Below are 13800 nucleotides of genomic sequence, written 5' to 3'. Positions count from 1 at the left end.
TGATCAAGCAAGCGCCGAGGAACCGAACCAGTTCGGCCTCACCCACTGACCACCAAGGGGATCCTTCATGTCCGGCAACCGTCGCAAGGCCTTTCTCGTCTCGGCAGCCCTCATCGGTGGCGCCATGCTGATGACGGCGTGCCAGGACTCGGACGCGACCACGGACACCGGCGCCGCCCCGGGCTCTTCCGCCTCAGCTCCGGCCGGCAAGGCGGGCGCCCCGTCCGGCTCACCGGCCCCGGCGAGCAAGCAGGGCAACGCCAAGGGCGCCGACGCGACGGGCAAGGGAACCGCGGCCGGCTCCGGCGCCGCCACCGGCAACAGCGGGCAGAAGCCGGTCGGGCAGGTCTGCGGCGCCGGCGACATCGCGTGGAGCACCAAGTCCGAGAGCCAGGCCGGCGGATACATCCTGATCACCGCGAAGGCGAAGCCCGGAATCACCTGCTACCTGCCCGCCGCGCTGCCGACCGTCGCGTTCGGCTCCGACGGCACCGAGGCGGGCCCCGCGGAGCAGTCCGTCGGCAAGCAGATCAAGCTGAGCGGGAGCACCGCCGCCTACGCCGGGGTGAACCCGAAGACCACCAAGGAGAACGGCGGCAAGGAGCTGGACAGCATCATCGTCGCCGTCGGCAACAACGACCCCGACCCGGTTTCCCTGCCGGTCGGCACCATCACGGTCGACCGCCCGGTCGTCACCAACTGGCACACCTCCCCGAAGGACGCCGTCCCCGTCAGGTGAGCCCGTGATCCGCGCCGCCACCGGCGGTGTGCGCGGCTGGGTCAGGGGAGGGTGGGGCCGGTGGTGCAGTTGAGGGCGGTGATGTTGCCGGTGACGGTCCCGTTGTTGCCCAGGCCGGCGACTCCGCCAGGGCGTCCGGGGCCGCCGTTGCCTCCCCGAAGATGGTGTCGTTCCCGGCCCCGGCCTCGATGGAAACGCCGCGGGCGACGCCTTCGTAGCAGCGGATCGTGTCGTCACCGCTGGTGCCGCTGATCGTCGACCCCGACACCGCGACGGAGTTGACGATGCAGCTGATCTCGGCGGCCGACGCCTGGCCGGGTAACGCGATGACCATGCCGCATGCGGCAGCCAGGGCAGACTCAGCCGCCCAGGTGGGCGAGGATCAGGTTGGGGTCCTTGGCGGTGAGGTAGGCCGCGCTCATGACGTGGACGGTGTCGCCGCGTAGCGCGATGGAGGTCGGGCCCTGGAGGCCGTCGGCCGCGGTCAGGACGGTGGTGTGGAGGCCGTCGGGCTGGATCAGGGCGACCTGGTTGACGGTGTTGAGGGCGGCGATGATCTGGTCGCCGTGGCCGGTGAATGCGAAGTCGTCGATCCCGGGTAGGCCGGTGGCGGTGACTCGGGCGGTGCCGGCGCGCCCGTCGGCGAGGATCGGGATGCGCAGGACGGTGCCCTTGTCGAGGTTGGTTGCCCAAAGCGCTCCGTTGTGGATTTTCAGGCCGTTGGCCCCGAGGAACCCGGTGGGTGCCAGCGCCGGGTCGGTGGACCAGGTGGTGGCGGTGCCACCGGAGGCGGGCACGCGCCAGACGGTGCCGAGGACGGAATCGGTGATGTACAGGGTGTGGGTGCGGGCTTCCAGGGCCAGGCCGTTGGGCAGGCCGGTGGCGGGCAGTGCGGCGATGCGCTGCGGGCGGCCGCCCGGGCGCAGGCGCCATACGCCGGTCAGGTCCGCGGTGCCGGTGGCGTAGAGGAAGTACAGGGTGCCGTCGTGGGCACGGACGATGCCGGTGGTCAGGGGGAAGCCCAGGGCCGGGGTGTGGACGCCGCCGTCGGCGGGTTCGGGGAGGGTGGCCAGGATCCGTACGCTGCCACCGCGGGAGACCGCGGCGATCTGGCGGGCCTTGGCGAGGGTGACGTACGCGGTGCCGTCGGGAGCCAGGGTGACGTTCTCCGGTGTCTGGCCCTTGGCCAGGTCGAAGTGCACTGCGGTACGCGCGCACTTGAGCGGGGCGGAGACGGCTGACGCCGGGGCCGCGGTGGCCATCGCGACTGCGGCGGAGGCCAGGACGGCGGCTGACACAGCGGCCTTGGAGAACTTGGTGAACACGGGGATCCTTTACTGCTTTCGGGCATGCGGCAGCGACACGCCGACGCATGAGGGTGGAGGGTGGAGGGACGCCCGGCCGGGTACCTGCACACGCGGGTACGGGCCGACCGGAGGAAGGGGTGGTGTGGGGAAGTCAGCCGGTGCTGAGCCGACTGTCCGGACGGGCAGGGGCGGTACGGGCGACGGCCTGGGCGAGGAGATCCAGGGCGGCTCGCGAGGGTGAGCCAGCCGCAGTGGTGGCGACCACGATGCCGGGGCCCGGCCCCTGGCTCAGGGTCTGCTGCATGACGGTCAGTGAGCCGACCAGCGGGTGCCTCATCTCGTAGTCGGCGACCGCGCAGGCCTTGACCCGGTGGTCGGCCCACATGGACGCGAAGTCCTCGCTCTTCGCGCTCAGCTCACCCAGCAGCGTGTGCAGTGCACTGTCCTGCGGGTACTGGCCCGCCACCAGGCGCAGATTCCCCACCACCGCCTTGGCCTTGCCCGGCCAGTCCGCGTACAGGTCGCGGGTGTGGGCGTCGAGGAACACCAGCCTGGCCATGTTGGGGCGCTCCGCCGGTACCTCCGGGGCACCGGGGTCGAGGTGTCCGGCGAACAGCGCGTGGCCCATTCGGTTCCACGCCAGGACGTCACTACGCCGGCCGATCACGATCGCGGGGATGTCCCCGAGCGCGTCCAACAGTTGGGCGGTGGGCTCTGTCACCAGCTCTGGCGCGGGGCGCCGCCGGCTGCGGGGCTTGGCCGATCGGGCCAGGTCGTGCAGGTGCCGGCGCTCGGACTCGTCCAGCCGAAGGGCCTGGGCGATCGCCTCCAGTACCTCCGGCGAGGCGCCCAGCGAGTGCCCCTGCTCCAGGCGGGCGTAGTAGGAGGCGCTCACTCCCGCCAGCATCGCCAGCTCCTCACGGCGAAGGCCTGGCACGCGCCGGCGCTCCCCGTAGGTGGGTACCCCGGCCTCGTCGGGCCGCAGCTGGGAGCGCCGCGACCGCAGGAAGTCCCCGAGTTGTGATGTCCCGTTCATGGCTCCGAGTATGGGGAGAGCCGCGGCGCACAGCCTCACCCTGCCGGGGATAGGCATCCGCGGGTCTGGCTCTCTGACCCGCGCGGCGATGAGGTGGGCCTCACCCCCCATCCCGCACTGGTCCAGGAGGACGCTTTGAGTACCGCAACCCGCGAACACGACCCCTTCGAGACCCTGGACGCGGCGGATTTCGCCTTCACCAGGCGCGCCTGGGTCGACGCCGCCTCCACTCGGGTATACGACCTGGTCAGCGACGTGTCCGCGATCCGCCGGTGGAGCCCGAACGCCACTGACGTCGCCTTCGACCAGGGCGATGGACCCCGAGTCGGCGCCTGGTTCAGCGGCCGCAACCACAGGGACGGCAAGCAGTGGACCACGCGCTCCCAGATCACGCAGGCCGACCCCGGCACCGCGTTCACCTTCGTCGTCGGCGGTGCCGAGGACGGCATCGTGCGATGGAGCTGGACTTTCCAGCCTCAGGGACGAGGCACCCTCGTCCGGCAGCGCTGGCAGCTCCTGCGCCTGGACCCGGTGCTGGGCACCAGCCGAGGCGACCTCGGCGCACTGCGCGACTACATGGCGGACAGCGCCGAAACCACCCTGGTAGCCCTCGCCCGATGGATCGCGGAAGAACGCCACCCGGACACCACCCGCAGCCCGTGCCGGATCTCCAGCTGATCGGCTGGTGGGGCTGGCCGACGTTCCACGTCGGAAGACGAGCATCCCTGTCCCCGGAACCCAAGGCGCTCAACGCGCTCGCGCCGGCGCCGCCGATACCGGGACCGGCCCCGATCGATCCGCTGCGCTGACCCTGCGGGCGAGTCCACCTCGCCCGGGGCGGTAGTCCTCGACGAAATGCTTTAGAGTTCAACCGCCACCCCGTGCGGCCTGTTTTCGAACGGCCGAGCCGTCCCCGGGCCCCACACACCACGGCCGCCGACGCACCGCCCCGTCCGGCGGCCCTCCATCGGGGGCTGGCGCGACCACCCCCCGTGCGCGCCAGCCCCCGCACCACTCCAACGAGACCCTGACCGCAAGCCCGTCAGCACGGTTCCTAGGTCCGGACGGACCAAGCCAGGGCGCGCGCGTTCGGCCGATAACGGCGACAGCTTCGACCTCGACCAGATGTTCGAGTACGTCATGCGTCGCGACGCCCAGCAGCGAGGTCTCCCGCCACCGCTTCGACACCAGAAGCGTGACGCACTCGCACGAGAAGCCCCGGGCCGCCCTCACTCAGGCGAGCCGACGAGGGCCGTCATCGGCCAAGGCCTTCAGCGGGAGGCGTAGCGGATCCAGGCGTCCGTGAGGTCCTGCAGTGCCGTTCGAGTGGCGCCGCCGCGCTCCAGGTGATCCGTGAAGGTCTGCAACCGGTCCGGGCCTTCGGGCCAACCCGGATCAGCGGCAGCCTTCCTGGCAAGCTCACCGGTCGAGCCCTGATCCGTCGCATGTTGGAGTAGCCACGCCGTGAACCCGTCCATCGGGCCATCCCTGTCTCCGAAGTCACCGGCCTCGGCGCAGGCTACCCGGTCTCCCAGATCCACGGGGCCCGCGATCACCTTCCACCCGGCCTTCGGTCGCGGCGATGGTCGCTTCAGGCTGTCGGGCCCCACGGTTCACCGGTCCGGTGCGGGTGGTTCCAGCCGTGGGCCCTGCTGATGGCCGCGTAGAGCGGCGGAAGATCGACTTCCGGGGGTACAGCCACTCCGGGAGACTGAGGAGTGTCGGTCCCCGAGGGAAGACTGAGGTGCGTGGTGGCGGAGTCGGAGGATGTCCTGACCATCAGCCATGTCACGGAGCGGCTGATGAAGGCCCACCCCGAGCTGGACGCCGGACTGGTGGAACGCTCAGTACGGACGGCCTATGACGAGCTCAGGTACGCGCGAGTGCGTACCTACCTGCCGGTCCTGATGGAACGCAGGGCCAAGGACCTGCTGCCCTCCGACGGGCAGACCGATCGCCCTACCTGACGGTCGGCGGCGTGAACGACTTCCCCAGAGCGCCGGTGTGCTGCGCCGGCCTGAGGCGCGGCACGGAGGGGCTCCGGCGGGCGGTGCACGCGATCTTCGCCGCCATCTCGGTGGCGGCCTTCTGCTCCTGGCAGGCGGCGCGCGGCGTGTCGTCGTCGCCCCAGTCGCGGCGGCGGTCGGTCTGCTCTAAGCGCTTGTCGGCGAACTTCCCGCCACAGCCGTGGACGACCTGGCCCACAGGCTCCGGCGCTGCACGTCCTTCTTCGAGCGCCTCGCGCTGGGCGTGGAAGCGGAGGCGATCAGGCCGGTCCCGGACCACAGGGCCGGCCCCCCCCACACACGGCAGAGGGGGGTTATCCCTCGGCCATGGCGTACGGGCTCGGAAGACAGCAGGATGGCCGTGTGACGACTGATCCGACCGAGTCCCGCTGGCGGCGCCTGCGCCGGAGTCTGAGTGCCCCCGCCGTGCCCGCTACCGACAGGACGGGTGCCTTCCCCGCTTGGCCCCCGCAGGCCGTCTTTCATCGTACGGGCACAAGCGTCTTCCCCTATGCGGCCCTGGTCGATGGGCGCTGGTGGATTCTTCGGCTCAACGACTTCCCCGAACATCCCCTCTACACCTTGTTCGTCGACTCCCGAAGCGTCACCGACCTGAGGGACGATCCGGCCGACTGGCGACGCATGTCGGAGGCCTGGGCGACAGCCCCCGTTCTCGACGCGGCCGCACGCGCCGAGGTCCTCCGGCTCATGACAGGCCTCGGCCCCTACGGTGCCGAGTACGGCACTCCGTGCACCGACAACGACTACTGCACCTGCACGGTCCTCACCGACGCCTACGCGGCCAGGGAAGAGTGAAGGCCCTGGGCCAGGAACGAACGCGTTCCGCCCACTACCGAGATGCATGACGGCTCCACGTCACGATCCGTCGGCGTGCCCGCGGGGCAACCGCGGTGGGGACTGGTCAAGACCGGATTGTTCTTGCCGAGTCTGGGGGGCTCCAGGTCACGTGGCGGTCGTCAGCCCCGCCAGGGCTTCTGCCCGGGCCTCCCCCGCGCGGGGGAGGCGGATCACTCTCCAGTGCGAAGACCTGACGTGCGTGGAGGCGTGATCGTGGGCGCATGACGAGCTGTCCTGATCTGAGCCAGGTGCCGGGCGCATGAATCCGATAGCAGCGGTACACGCCGCCACCCGGCGATGGCGGCCGGCGCGCCGCCCAGAGGCGGTGCCCCTGAAGTGGGCCTGGCCCGCGTACCTGTCCGCCGTCGACCAACTGATCTACGCGGCGGGGAAGGGCTACTACGCGACCCAAGGGCGCCTGGGCGTTCCCGGCGGCCCAGCGGTCACCGCCTCGCAGTACAGCGACACTCCCAACGTCGCGCTCGCGCAGTGGGTGCTGGCCTCATTGGGCGTGTTCTCCGTCGCCATGGCGCTCGCCGCCGTACGTCCATGGGGCGGCCTGATACCGCGCCCGCTACTGCTCCTCGGGTTGTGGGGAACGGCCGCCCTGGCAGCCGTCAGCCAGATCCACGTGGCGCGGGAAGCCCTTCTCGACTCCGGGACCCCTGGCTGGTCGGGACGGGCCGCGGTGCAGGGCCTCGTGGGCCTGTGCCTGTGGCTGGCCATGGCCTGGCTCTTCACTCGCCGACGAGGACAGAACGCCACAGCCGCGGTGAAGACGGCGCGAGGCGCGGAATGAAAGAGGTGACGGACGGCCGGCGCCCCACGCGCCGCGCCCGGCCAGTACGCCGATGGGCCGCCTACGCGACGTGTGCCTGGACCCTCGCCGGCTACGGAACGCTGAAACTCTACTGGGCGCTGGGTGGCACGGCGCTCACCTCCAGCGCTCCTCTGCCCCGGTCGGGCCGTGAGGAGCTTGTCGCGCAGACCCCCGGCACGATGGCCGGGCACTGGATATCGGTCGGCCTGGTCCTCTTGGGCGCCTTGGCGGCGCTCGCCACGGTCCGGCCCTGGGGGCAAGTGCTGCCGCGCCGGCTTCTGACCGTGCCGATGTGGATCACCGGCGCCCTCATGGTGTTGCGAGCCTGCGGCGCGCTGGGCTTCGGCTTCGTCGGCGACGCCATGGTGCTGACGGGCGTCCTTCACGTGGACCCGCCCGACGCCGAGATCGCGCGCCATCTCTCCCGCGTGGACCTGCTGCTCTGGTCACCCTACTTCCTGGTCTGGGGCCTGCTGTGGGGCGCGACCGCCTGGGCCACACCGAGGCGACCGGCCCGCTAGCGCGGGCAGGACCCTGCGATCGGCCGCCCTGGCCAACCGCGGGCTCGGATCCCACCACACGCCTCGCAGCCTCAGCGTTGGCACAGACCGCGGCGGCCGGCAGCGGGCGTGCCTGTGGCCACGTCAGACATCGGCGCTGGTAAGTGGGTTGGGGCAGGTGACAGCAGGGTCTCTCGGCACTCAGCGGTGATCTGTCGCAGCAGCTGGTGGAGTTGGCCCGGGCCCGGCGACGATCACTGTTGTCAGACCCCCTTGTTACTGTCGCGGACACCTCGTGAACCTCGCGAACCTCGCGCACCCGAAGGGACGGATGATCTTGATGAGCGACAACGATGTGCGGCAGTTCGGCATCCACATGTACGACCAGTGGACTGCGATGTGGAACGGTGACCTGGACCTCGCCGAGAAGATCATGGCGCCGGAATTCGTCCTGCGTTATGCCCAGGCAGGCACCGAGGCCTTCGACGATGTCCGCACTCCACAGCAACTCGCCGACATCATCGCGGCCTGGCACCAAGGGCGCCGCGGGCTTCGCTTCGTGACCGAAGGCTCGGCCGTCGTGGACCTCGCGCTTGTCGATGGCACACCGACCGGCCTCGTTGCCCGCCCCTATCTCGCTACCGTCCCGGACGAGGACGGCCGGCCCGTCGCCAGGAGCGGGACGGACACCCTGAGGATCACCGGCGGCTTGATCAGCGAGGTGTGGTCCGTGTCCTCCGGCGCCGCTGGCCGAACCTTCTACCGCTAGCGCACTCGTGCATGGTTGGCGGTGCGGCGGTGGATCTTGATCCCCGATGATGTTCTCGTGGTGGGGCATGGGACTCGTGCGGCGTCAGTGGTGGTTGGATGCGCAAACTCGACCGCGCCCCCCGAAACCGCCTGCCCCCCTCGGCCGGTGCCTCGACCGAAACCAGCACACGAACGGATGAGCAGACCGATGCCCCAGCACGAGCAAGCCATGCGCCGCCATTTCCACCAGGCCGCGGCGCGGTGCGGGTTCTCGGTCGCCCCGGCGCAGGAGGCCGCCGTCGAGCGCTTGGCCCACCTTGCGGCCGAACTCGCCCGCCCGGCCTGGACGTTCCCCAGGCCACCCCGCGACCTGTACGTCTGGGGCCCGGTGGGTCGGGGGAAGAGCTGGCTGGTGGACACCTTCTACGAAGGACTGCCGGCCGGGCGTAAACGCCGTCTGCACTTTCACGACTTCTTCCGGCGGCTGCACGACGGAGTGTCCCGACCGAGCGCCCGCCACGACGGGCAGAGCGCTGTCGACAGCGCTCTCGACGAGCTGATCGGGGACAGCCGGGTCCTGGTGTTCGACGAGTTCCATGCACACGACGCGGGCGATGCGATGCTGATCGCCCGCCTCTTCAAGACGCTCCTCGACCGCCGGATCACCCTGGTCACCACCTCCAACTACCCGCCCGCCGGACTGATGCCGGATCCGCTCTACCACCACTTGTTCGAGCCCACCATCAAGCTCATACAGGATCGGATGGACGTCCTGGACGTCTCGGGGCCGGTGGACTTCCGCCGGCTGGCGGCGCCTCAGCCGGAGCCCGGTGGCCGCCGGTTCGCGACGGGCCTGTGCCTGCCCCCAGGGGACGCCGCCCTGGAGGCACTGGGCTTCGCCGTCCCGGCGCCCGCGGAGGCCACTCCTGTCCTGACCCATCTGCGGGAGCTCCCGGCCCGCGCGGTCCGCGGCGAACTCGTGTGGTTCAGCTTCGACGCGCTGTGCGAGACCGCGACGGCGGTGCCCGACTACCTGGCCCTCACCGAACGGTTCGACACCCTGGTCCTGGACGGCGTCCCCCCGCTGGCCGAAGCCTCCGCAGACGGACGGCAGCGGTTCGCGAACCTCGTGGACGTTGCCTGCGACCGCGACGCCCGGCTGATCCTCATCGGCTCCGACCCGCTGACCTCCCTCCCCGACGGCCAAGCCCTGACACGCGACCTGGACCGCACGACGAGCCGGCTCGCGATGCTCCGGCGCACGAAGTGAGCCCGGCCACCAGGGCGCCCGGGCCCGGGTTTGCGAGTCGACGCCCCCGGCCCAGAATCGTGGCGCGGGCGGTCAAGCACGTAGGGGCCCCTCCCCGCCTCTCACCGTTCCGGAATCAATCGAGCCACCGGGAAGCCAGCCCGGCGAGGTAGGAGAGGGACAACGCCGTCGCGGTGATCTGGAATCCGGTTGTCCCTCCGACCCAGTGGGCGAACAGGGCGGTGGCGGAAGCCACCCAAATGCTCGAACACCAGCTGCAGCCGACCAGGCTGGCGGGTTTGGAATCGTCACCGAAGCGTCCGGCCACCCAGGAACGGAATCCCGCCGCCAGCGTGTCCTTCGTGAGGAATCTGGTGATGCGGCACGTCGTGCCGAGGCAAAGGAGAAACTCCACAAGGCTCATGAGATCCACCCCGTCACCGTGAATGCACCCGGCTGGTCGTCGTTACTGATTGATGACGAGGATGGTGCCGAGGCCGCCCACGCGCTGGTTGGCCGCGTCGGCCTCCTGCCAGGTGTGGTACTGGCGCACGGAGCCGTCGGGCAGGTTCAGCTGGTAGATGATGACGGTCGGGCGGGTAGCGCCACCGCAATTGCAGGCCATGTTCTGCTCCTTCTGTGACTTCCTGCGGTGAGGGGCGGCGGCCCGGTCGGCATACCGCCGTACCGCCGTACCGCACGGCTTATCCTTGTGCTCCGGCAGTCGTCCCCCGTACTTGCACTACGGGGGACGACTGTTCTTTCGACTGGCTCCTCAACTCCCCTGTCGAACGCACTGGTTCAGGTGAGCTGCGGTACGTCTCCGGCCGCGGTGCGCGAGCCGGTGCCGGGCCTCAGGGGAGGCAGATGGACAGGGTGCTGGACGAGGAGACGCCGCCGCTGGTCGCGGTGTAGCCGGCGAACAGCACCTGCGTGATGGTGAGGGTGGCCGTGCAACTGGCGTTGCCGCTCGCGTTCGCGACGGCGGTGCACACCACCGGGCCGGCGGGGCCGTCCAGGTGGAAGGTGACCGTAGCGCCGGGAGTCGCGCCACTCGCGCTGAAGGTGGCGGTGGCGAAGGCCCAGGGCAGCGGGGGGACGTTGAGCCGGTAGCAGGCGGGGTGTGCCGTGAGCCCGGTCGGCGCGCCCACGGTCACGGTCCCGGTCCCGGAGGTGCCGGCGCAGGAGCAGGTGCCGGTAGCGGTGAGCACAGTGGCGGTGACGGTGGTGCTGCCGACGGGCAGCGTGCTGCTGGTGACGGTCGCCTGCCCCGCCGCATTCGTGATGCCGATGCCGAGCGGACCACTGGCGGTGCTGAACAGGACGGTCGCGCCCAGGACCGGGGCGCCGCCGCAGGTGACGGTGGCGGTGACGGTCACCGGCTGGCCCGCGGCCGGGGTGGCGGGCGTGGACGTCACGGTGACGGCGCAGCTCGGAGCGGCGGTGACGGTGACGGTTGCGGTGGCGGCGACGCCGATGCAGGTGCAGGTGGTGGTGGCGGCGATCACGGTGGCCGTGACGACGTTGACCCCGGCCGGCAGCAGGCTGGTGGTGAGGGTGGCCTGGCCCGCCGCTGTGGTGACCCCGATGCCGAGCGGACCGCTGGTGGTGGCGAAGAGCACGGTCGCGCCCGGGACGGGGACTCCACCGCAGGTGACGGTGGCGGTGAGGGTCACCGGCTGGCCCGCGGTCGGGTTGGCCGGTGCGGAGGTGAGGGTGACGGCGCAGCTCTGTGCGGCGGTGACGGTCACGGTTGCGGTGACCGCTACGCCGATACAGGTGCAGGTGGTGGTGGCCGCGATCACGGTGGCCGTGACGACGCTGGCGCCGACCGGCAGCAGGCTGGTGGTGACGGTGGCCTGACCCGCCGCAGTAGTGACGCCGACACCCAGGGAGCCGCTGGTAGTGGCGAAGACCACGGTCGCGCCCGGGACGGGGACTCCACCGCAGGTGACGGTGGCGGTGAGGGTCACCGGCTGGCCCGCGGTCGGGTTGGCCGGTACGGAGGTCAGCGTGACCACGCAGTTCTGCGGCGCGGTGACGTCCACGGTTGCCGTCGCACTGATGCCGATGCAGATGCAGGTGGTGGTGGCGGCGATCACGGTGGCCGTGACCACGTTGGCGCCGACCGGCAGCAGGCTGGTGGTGACGGTGGCCTCGCCCGCCGCGGTGGTGATGCCAACGCCCAGGGAGCCGCTGGCCGTGGCGAAGACCACGGTCGCCCCGGAGACGGGTACACCGTCACAGGTGACGGTGGCGGTGAAGGTCACCGGCTGGCCCGCGGTCGGGTTGGCCGGCGCGGACGACAGGGTGACCACACAGTCCGATGCGACCGTGATCGTCAGGGTCGCCGTGGCGGCGCCACTCGTGGCACCGGCAGCAACTACCGTGCCCGGCTCGGTTGCTGTGAAAGTGACGCTCGCATTGCCGAGGGCGTCGGCAATTGCCGTCTGCGGGGTCACCGTGTCGTAGGTGAAGGTGATCAATTCTGCCGGTGCGGCACCGGTGACGGCAGCTGTGAAGGCCTGGCCCACCGCGACGGTTGCCGGGGTGAGAGTGAGAGCGAGTGCCATGTTGGACAGCCCCTTTCGAAGGCTCCGTAAAGGAGGCGGGGAGCTGCTGCACACGGGAGGGCAGGGAGCCATCCATGCGCACACCTGTCGGGGGTGCCCTGAAGAACACGGCGAGCCGCATCACGCCGGCAGCCGCCCATGGTCCCCGACAGGGGATGGGCACCCCACCGTTCGTCAGCACCGATTGAAGGGAACGGCGGGACGCCCCGCTACGGCTGACGACCGGGTTAACCCGGATGGCGCAGCGTGCGTCGGCGGCGCGTACAGCCCCCGGCCCCCATGCGACGCCCCCGGCGTACAGGTATCGGGCCCGTGCACGGTTGGCTGTGAAGCGTCGAAAGGTGCAGGTCGGCCCGGGGCCGCCTTTACCGACGCTCCGGGCCTGGCGCACCCGACAGCCTCCCCCGCCAGACGTATATGGCGCGTGAATACGACCAGAGGGCCCTGCCGAGTCAGGCTCCGGGGTGGACCGGCTTCTCGCTGTGACTCCACGAAGGTGCCGTGGATGCCGGTGACTGGGCGGCCCTCGGGAGAGGCCCGGGTCGCCTGTTCGGCGTATCCGTGAGTGCCGTTGGGCCGGGCGGAGCGTCCACTGGGGAGGATGGGGACCGCTTTCCGAGCCGGAGGTGGCGATGTCTGCCGCTGTGACAGCTGTGCGTGGCCCGTTCATCTCGTTCGTGGACGATCCGTTCCTCACCGATCGGGAGGATGCCTTCGTCTACGAGAGCGACGGCCTGCTGATCTGCGAGGACGGTGTCATCATCGCGGCCGGCGACTACGGCGCACTGCGTGAGCGACTTCCCCAGGGCGTCGAGCCTGTTCACTACCCGGATCACGTGATCAGTGCGGGGTTCGTCGATACGCACATCCACTACGTGCAGACGGGGATCATCGCGGCCTTCGGCTCGCAGCTGATCGACTGGCTGAATCACTACACCTTCGTCGAGGAGCAGCGGTTCTCTGATCCCGGGTACGCGCGGCAGATGGCGTCGTCGTTCTGCGACGAGTTGCTGCGCAACGGCACGACGACGGCCTTGACGTTCTGTGCGGTGTATCCGGAGTCGGTGGACGCGTTGTTCGAGGCTGCCTCGGCGCGGAACATGCGGATGGCTGCGGGCAAGGTGCTGATGGACCGCAACGCCCCCGATGCCCTGCTGGACACGGCCCAGTCGGGCTACGAGGACTCCAAGGTGCTGTTGGAGCGTTGGCACGGCAGGGGGCGCAATCTCTACGCCATCACTCCGCGTTTCGCGCCGACGAGCACGCCGGGGCAGCTGGAGGCCGCCGGCGCGCTCCGTCGTGAGCACCCGGAGGCGTTGATGCACACCCACGTCTCGGAGAACACCGGGGAGATCTCCTGGGTGCGTTCACTGTTCCCCGAGCGGCGCGGCTACCTCGACGTCTACGACCACTACGGTCTCCTCGGCCCGGGAACCGTCCTCGCGCACGGGGTGCACCTGACCGGCTACGAGCGCGGCCGCTGCGCCGAGACCGGTGCCGCGGTGTCACACTGCCCGACATCGAACCTGTTCCTGGGCAGCGGGCTGTTCCACGTCCACGACGCCAAGGACCCCAAGCGGCCCATGCACGTCGGGCTGGGCACAGACATCGGCGCCGGCACCAGCTTCTCCCTGCTCGCCACGATGAACGAGGCGTACAAGGTGGCCGAGCTCAGCAACTACCCGCTGGACTCGATCAAGGCCTTCTACCTCGCCACCCTCGGCAGCGCACAGGCCATGGGCATCGCGGACAAGATCGGCTCCCTCCAACCCGGTCGGGAGGCGGACTTCGTCGTCCTCGACCCGAAGGCGACCCCGCTGCTCGCCCAGCGCACCGCACGCGTGAACGACATCGAGGAACTCCTCTTCGTCCTGGCCGTCATGGGAGACGACCGCACCGTGCGCGCCACCTACGTGGCCGGCTCGCTCGCCCACGACCGCGACGCCACCACCGGCTGACAGG

At 70.4% G+C, this 13800-nt stretch carries 17 protein-coding genes; 9 read left to right on the top strand and 8 right to left on the bottom strand.

The genetic code is table 11. From position 1 onward, the window contains the following. Nucleotides 1-67 precede the first annotated feature (67 nt). Nucleotides 68-739, top strand: coding sequence for a DUF4232 domain-containing protein (locus tag IE248_RS31675; RefSeq protein ID WP_190032454.1), 672 nt, complete (start codon nt 68-70; stop codon nt 737-739). Here the strand turns inward: IE248_RS31675 and IE248_RS31670 are convergent. The 3 genes from IE248_RS31670 to IE248_RS31660 all read right to left on the bottom strand — a co-directional run bounded on the left by IE248_RS31670 (nt 732) and on the right by IE248_RS31660 (nt 3082). Next, nucleotides 732-1073 (bottom strand): hypothetical protein, encoded by a 342-nt coding sequence (locus IE248_RS31670; protein WP_190032453.1) that lies wholly within the window; start codon nt 1071-1073, stop codon nt 732-734. The two genes, IE248_RS31675 and IE248_RS31670, sit on opposite strands and share 8 nt — an antisense overlap. Before the next feature lie 25 nt (nt 1074-1098). Continuing rightward, on the bottom strand, nt 1099-2064 hold the full coding sequence (locus tag IE248_RS31665) for an SMP-30/gluconolactonase/LRE family protein (protein ID WP_190032452.1): 966 nt from the start codon (nt 2062-2064) through the stop codon (nt 1099-1101). 133 nt (nt 2065-2197) lie between these two features. Beyond that, a complete protein-coding gene (locus IE248_RS31660) occupies nt 2198-3082 on the bottom strand; it encodes a helix-turn-helix domain-containing protein (RefSeq protein WP_190032451.1) in 885 nt (294 codons plus the stop codon). Nucleotides 3083-3217: 135 nt separating this feature from the next. Here IE248_RS31660 and IE248_RS31655 point away from each other — a divergent pair, with 135 nt between their 5' ends. Continuing rightward, complete coding sequence (locus IE248_RS31655; protein WP_190032450.1) at nt 3218-3760, top strand: SRPBCC family protein; 543 nt, start codon at nt 3218-3220, stop codon at nt 3758-3760. 593 nt (nt 3761-4353) lie between these two features. Here the strand turns inward: IE248_RS31655 and IE248_RS31650 are convergent. Further along, the gene (locus IE248_RS31650; RefSeq protein ID WP_229895669.1) at nt 4354-4623 is read right to left on the bottom strand and encodes a YozE family protein; all 270 of its coding nucleotides are present in this window, start codon (nt 4621-4623) and stop codon (nt 4354-4356) included. Between the two features lie 207 nt (nt 4624-4830). Here IE248_RS31650 and IE248_RS31645 point away from each other — a divergent pair, with 207 nt between their 5' ends. Next, entirely contained in the window at nt 4831-5049 is a 219-nt protein-coding gene (locus tag IE248_RS31645; protein ID WP_190032449.1) for a three-helix bundle dimerization domain-containing protein, read from the top strand. Here IE248_RS31645 and IE248_RS31640 read toward each other — a convergent pair. Then, nucleotides 5042-5287: a hypothetical protein gene (locus tag IE248_RS31640; RefSeq protein WP_190032448.1), complete on the bottom strand. Its 246-nt coding sequence runs from the start codon at nt 5285-5287 to the stop codon at nt 5042-5044. The genes IE248_RS31645 and IE248_RS31640 overlap by 8 nt on opposite strands. A 383-nt stretch (nt 5288-5670) precedes the next feature. Between IE248_RS31640 and IE248_RS31635 the strand changes: the two genes are divergently transcribed. The 5 genes from IE248_RS31635 (at nt 5671) to zapE (ending at nt 9286) form a co-directional block, all read left to right on the top strand. Further along, on the top strand, nt 5671-5904 hold the full coding sequence (locus IE248_RS31635; RefSeq protein WP_190032447.1) for a hypothetical protein: 234 nt from the start codon (nt 5671-5673) through the stop codon (nt 5902-5904). Between the two features lie 301 nt (nt 5905-6205). Then, nucleotides 6206-6745 carry a hypothetical protein gene (locus IE248_RS31630; RefSeq protein WP_190032446.1) on the top strand — a complete coding sequence of 180 codons (540 nt, stop codon included), beginning with the start codon at nt 6206-6208 and terminating at the stop codon, nt 6743-6745. Beyond that, entirely contained in the window at nt 6742-7287 is a 546-nt protein-coding gene (locus IE248_RS31625) for a DUF3995 domain-containing protein (RefSeq protein ID WP_190032445.1), read from the top strand. The genes IE248_RS31630 and IE248_RS31625 overlap by 4 nt, the downstream gene beginning before the upstream one ends. A 274-nt stretch (nt 7288-7561) precedes the next feature. Then, the gene (locus tag IE248_RS31620; RefSeq protein WP_229895668.1) at nt 7562-8035 is read left to right on the top strand and encodes a nuclear transport factor 2 family protein; all 474 of its coding nucleotides are present in this window, start codon (nt 7562-7564) and stop codon (nt 8033-8035) included. 189 nt (nt 8036-8224) lie between these two features. After that, nucleotides 8225-9286, top strand: a complete 1062-nt coding sequence (zapE, locus tag IE248_RS31615) for a cell division protein ZapE (protein ID WP_229895667.1) — start codon at nt 8225-8227, stop codon at nt 9284-9286. A 115-nt stretch (nt 9287-9401) separates the two neighbouring features. Here the strand turns inward: zapE and IE248_RS31610 are convergent, their stop codons facing one another. The 3 genes from IE248_RS31610 to IE248_RS38305 form a co-directional block, all read right to left on the bottom strand. Continuing rightward, complete coding sequence (locus IE248_RS31610; RefSeq protein WP_190032443.1) at nt 9402-9689, bottom strand: hypothetical protein; 288 nt, start codon at nt 9687-9689, stop codon at nt 9402-9404. A 42-nt stretch (nt 9690-9731) separates the two neighbouring features. Further along, nucleotides 9732-9890, bottom strand: coding sequence for a DUF7196 family protein (locus IE248_RS31605; RefSeq protein WP_190032442.1), 159 nt, complete (start codon nt 9888-9890; stop codon nt 9732-9734). A 229-nt stretch (nt 9891-10119) separates the two neighbouring features. Beyond that, on the bottom strand, nt 10120-11838 hold the full coding sequence (locus tag IE248_RS38305; protein ID WP_190032441.1) for an Ig-like domain repeat protein: 1719 nt from the start codon (nt 11836-11838) through the stop codon (nt 10120-10122). A 644-nt stretch (nt 11839-12482) separates the two neighbouring features. On the opposite strand from IE248_RS38305, the gene guaD reads away from it, so the two are divergent. Next, nucleotides 12483-13796, top strand: a complete 1314-nt coding sequence (guaD, locus tag IE248_RS31595) for a guanine deaminase (RefSeq protein WP_229895663.1) — start codon at nt 12483-12485, stop codon at nt 13794-13796. Nucleotides 13797-13800: the final 4 nt, after the last annotated feature.

The organism is Streptomyces goshikiensis, from assembly GCF_014650555.1.
GTDB lineage: Bacteria > Actinomycetota > Actinomycetes > Streptomycetales > Streptomycetaceae > Streptomyces > Streptomyces goshikiensis.
This window is presented reverse-complemented; position numbering and strand designations above follow the sequence as displayed.

What these genes read in the sequence shown, in the direction of transcription:
- IE248_RS38305 (WP_190032441.1), bottom strand. Translation starts at nt 11,838, where the DNA reads ATGGCACTCGCTCTCACTCTCACCCCGGCAACCGTCGCGGTGGGCCAG.
- IE248_RS31670 (WP_190032453.1), bottom strand. Translation starts at nt 1,073, where the DNA reads ATGGTCATCGCGTTACCCGGCCAGGCGTCGGCCGCCGAGATCAGCTGC.
- IE248_RS31630 (WP_190032446.1), top strand. Translation starts at nt 6,206, where the DNA reads ATGAATCCGATAGCAGCGGTACACGCCGCCACCCGGCGATGGCGGCCG.
- IE248_RS31605 (WP_190032442.1), bottom strand. Translation starts at nt 9,890, where the DNA reads ATGGCCTGCAATTGCGGTGGCGCTACCCGCCCGACCGTCATCATCTAC.
- IE248_RS31625 (WP_190032445.1), top strand. Translation starts at nt 6,742, where the DNA reads ATGAAAGAGGTGACGGACGGCCGGCGCCCCACGCGCCGCGCCCGGCCA.
- IE248_RS31675 (WP_190032454.1), top strand. Translation starts at nt 68, where the DNA reads ATGTCCGGCAACCGTCGCAAGGCCTTTCTCGTCTCGGCAGCCCTCATC.
- IE248_RS31660 (WP_190032451.1), bottom strand. Translation starts at nt 3,082, where the DNA reads ATGAACGGGACATCACAACTCGGGGACTTCCTGCGGTCGCGGCGCTCC.
- IE248_RS31610 (WP_190032443.1), bottom strand. Translation starts at nt 9,689, where the DNA reads ATGAGCCTTGTGGAGTTTCTCCTTTGCCTCGGCACGACGTGCCGCATC.
- zapE (WP_229895667.1), top strand. Translation starts at nt 8,225, where the DNA reads ATGCCCCAGCACGAGCAAGCCATGCGCCGCCATTTCCACCAGGCCGCG.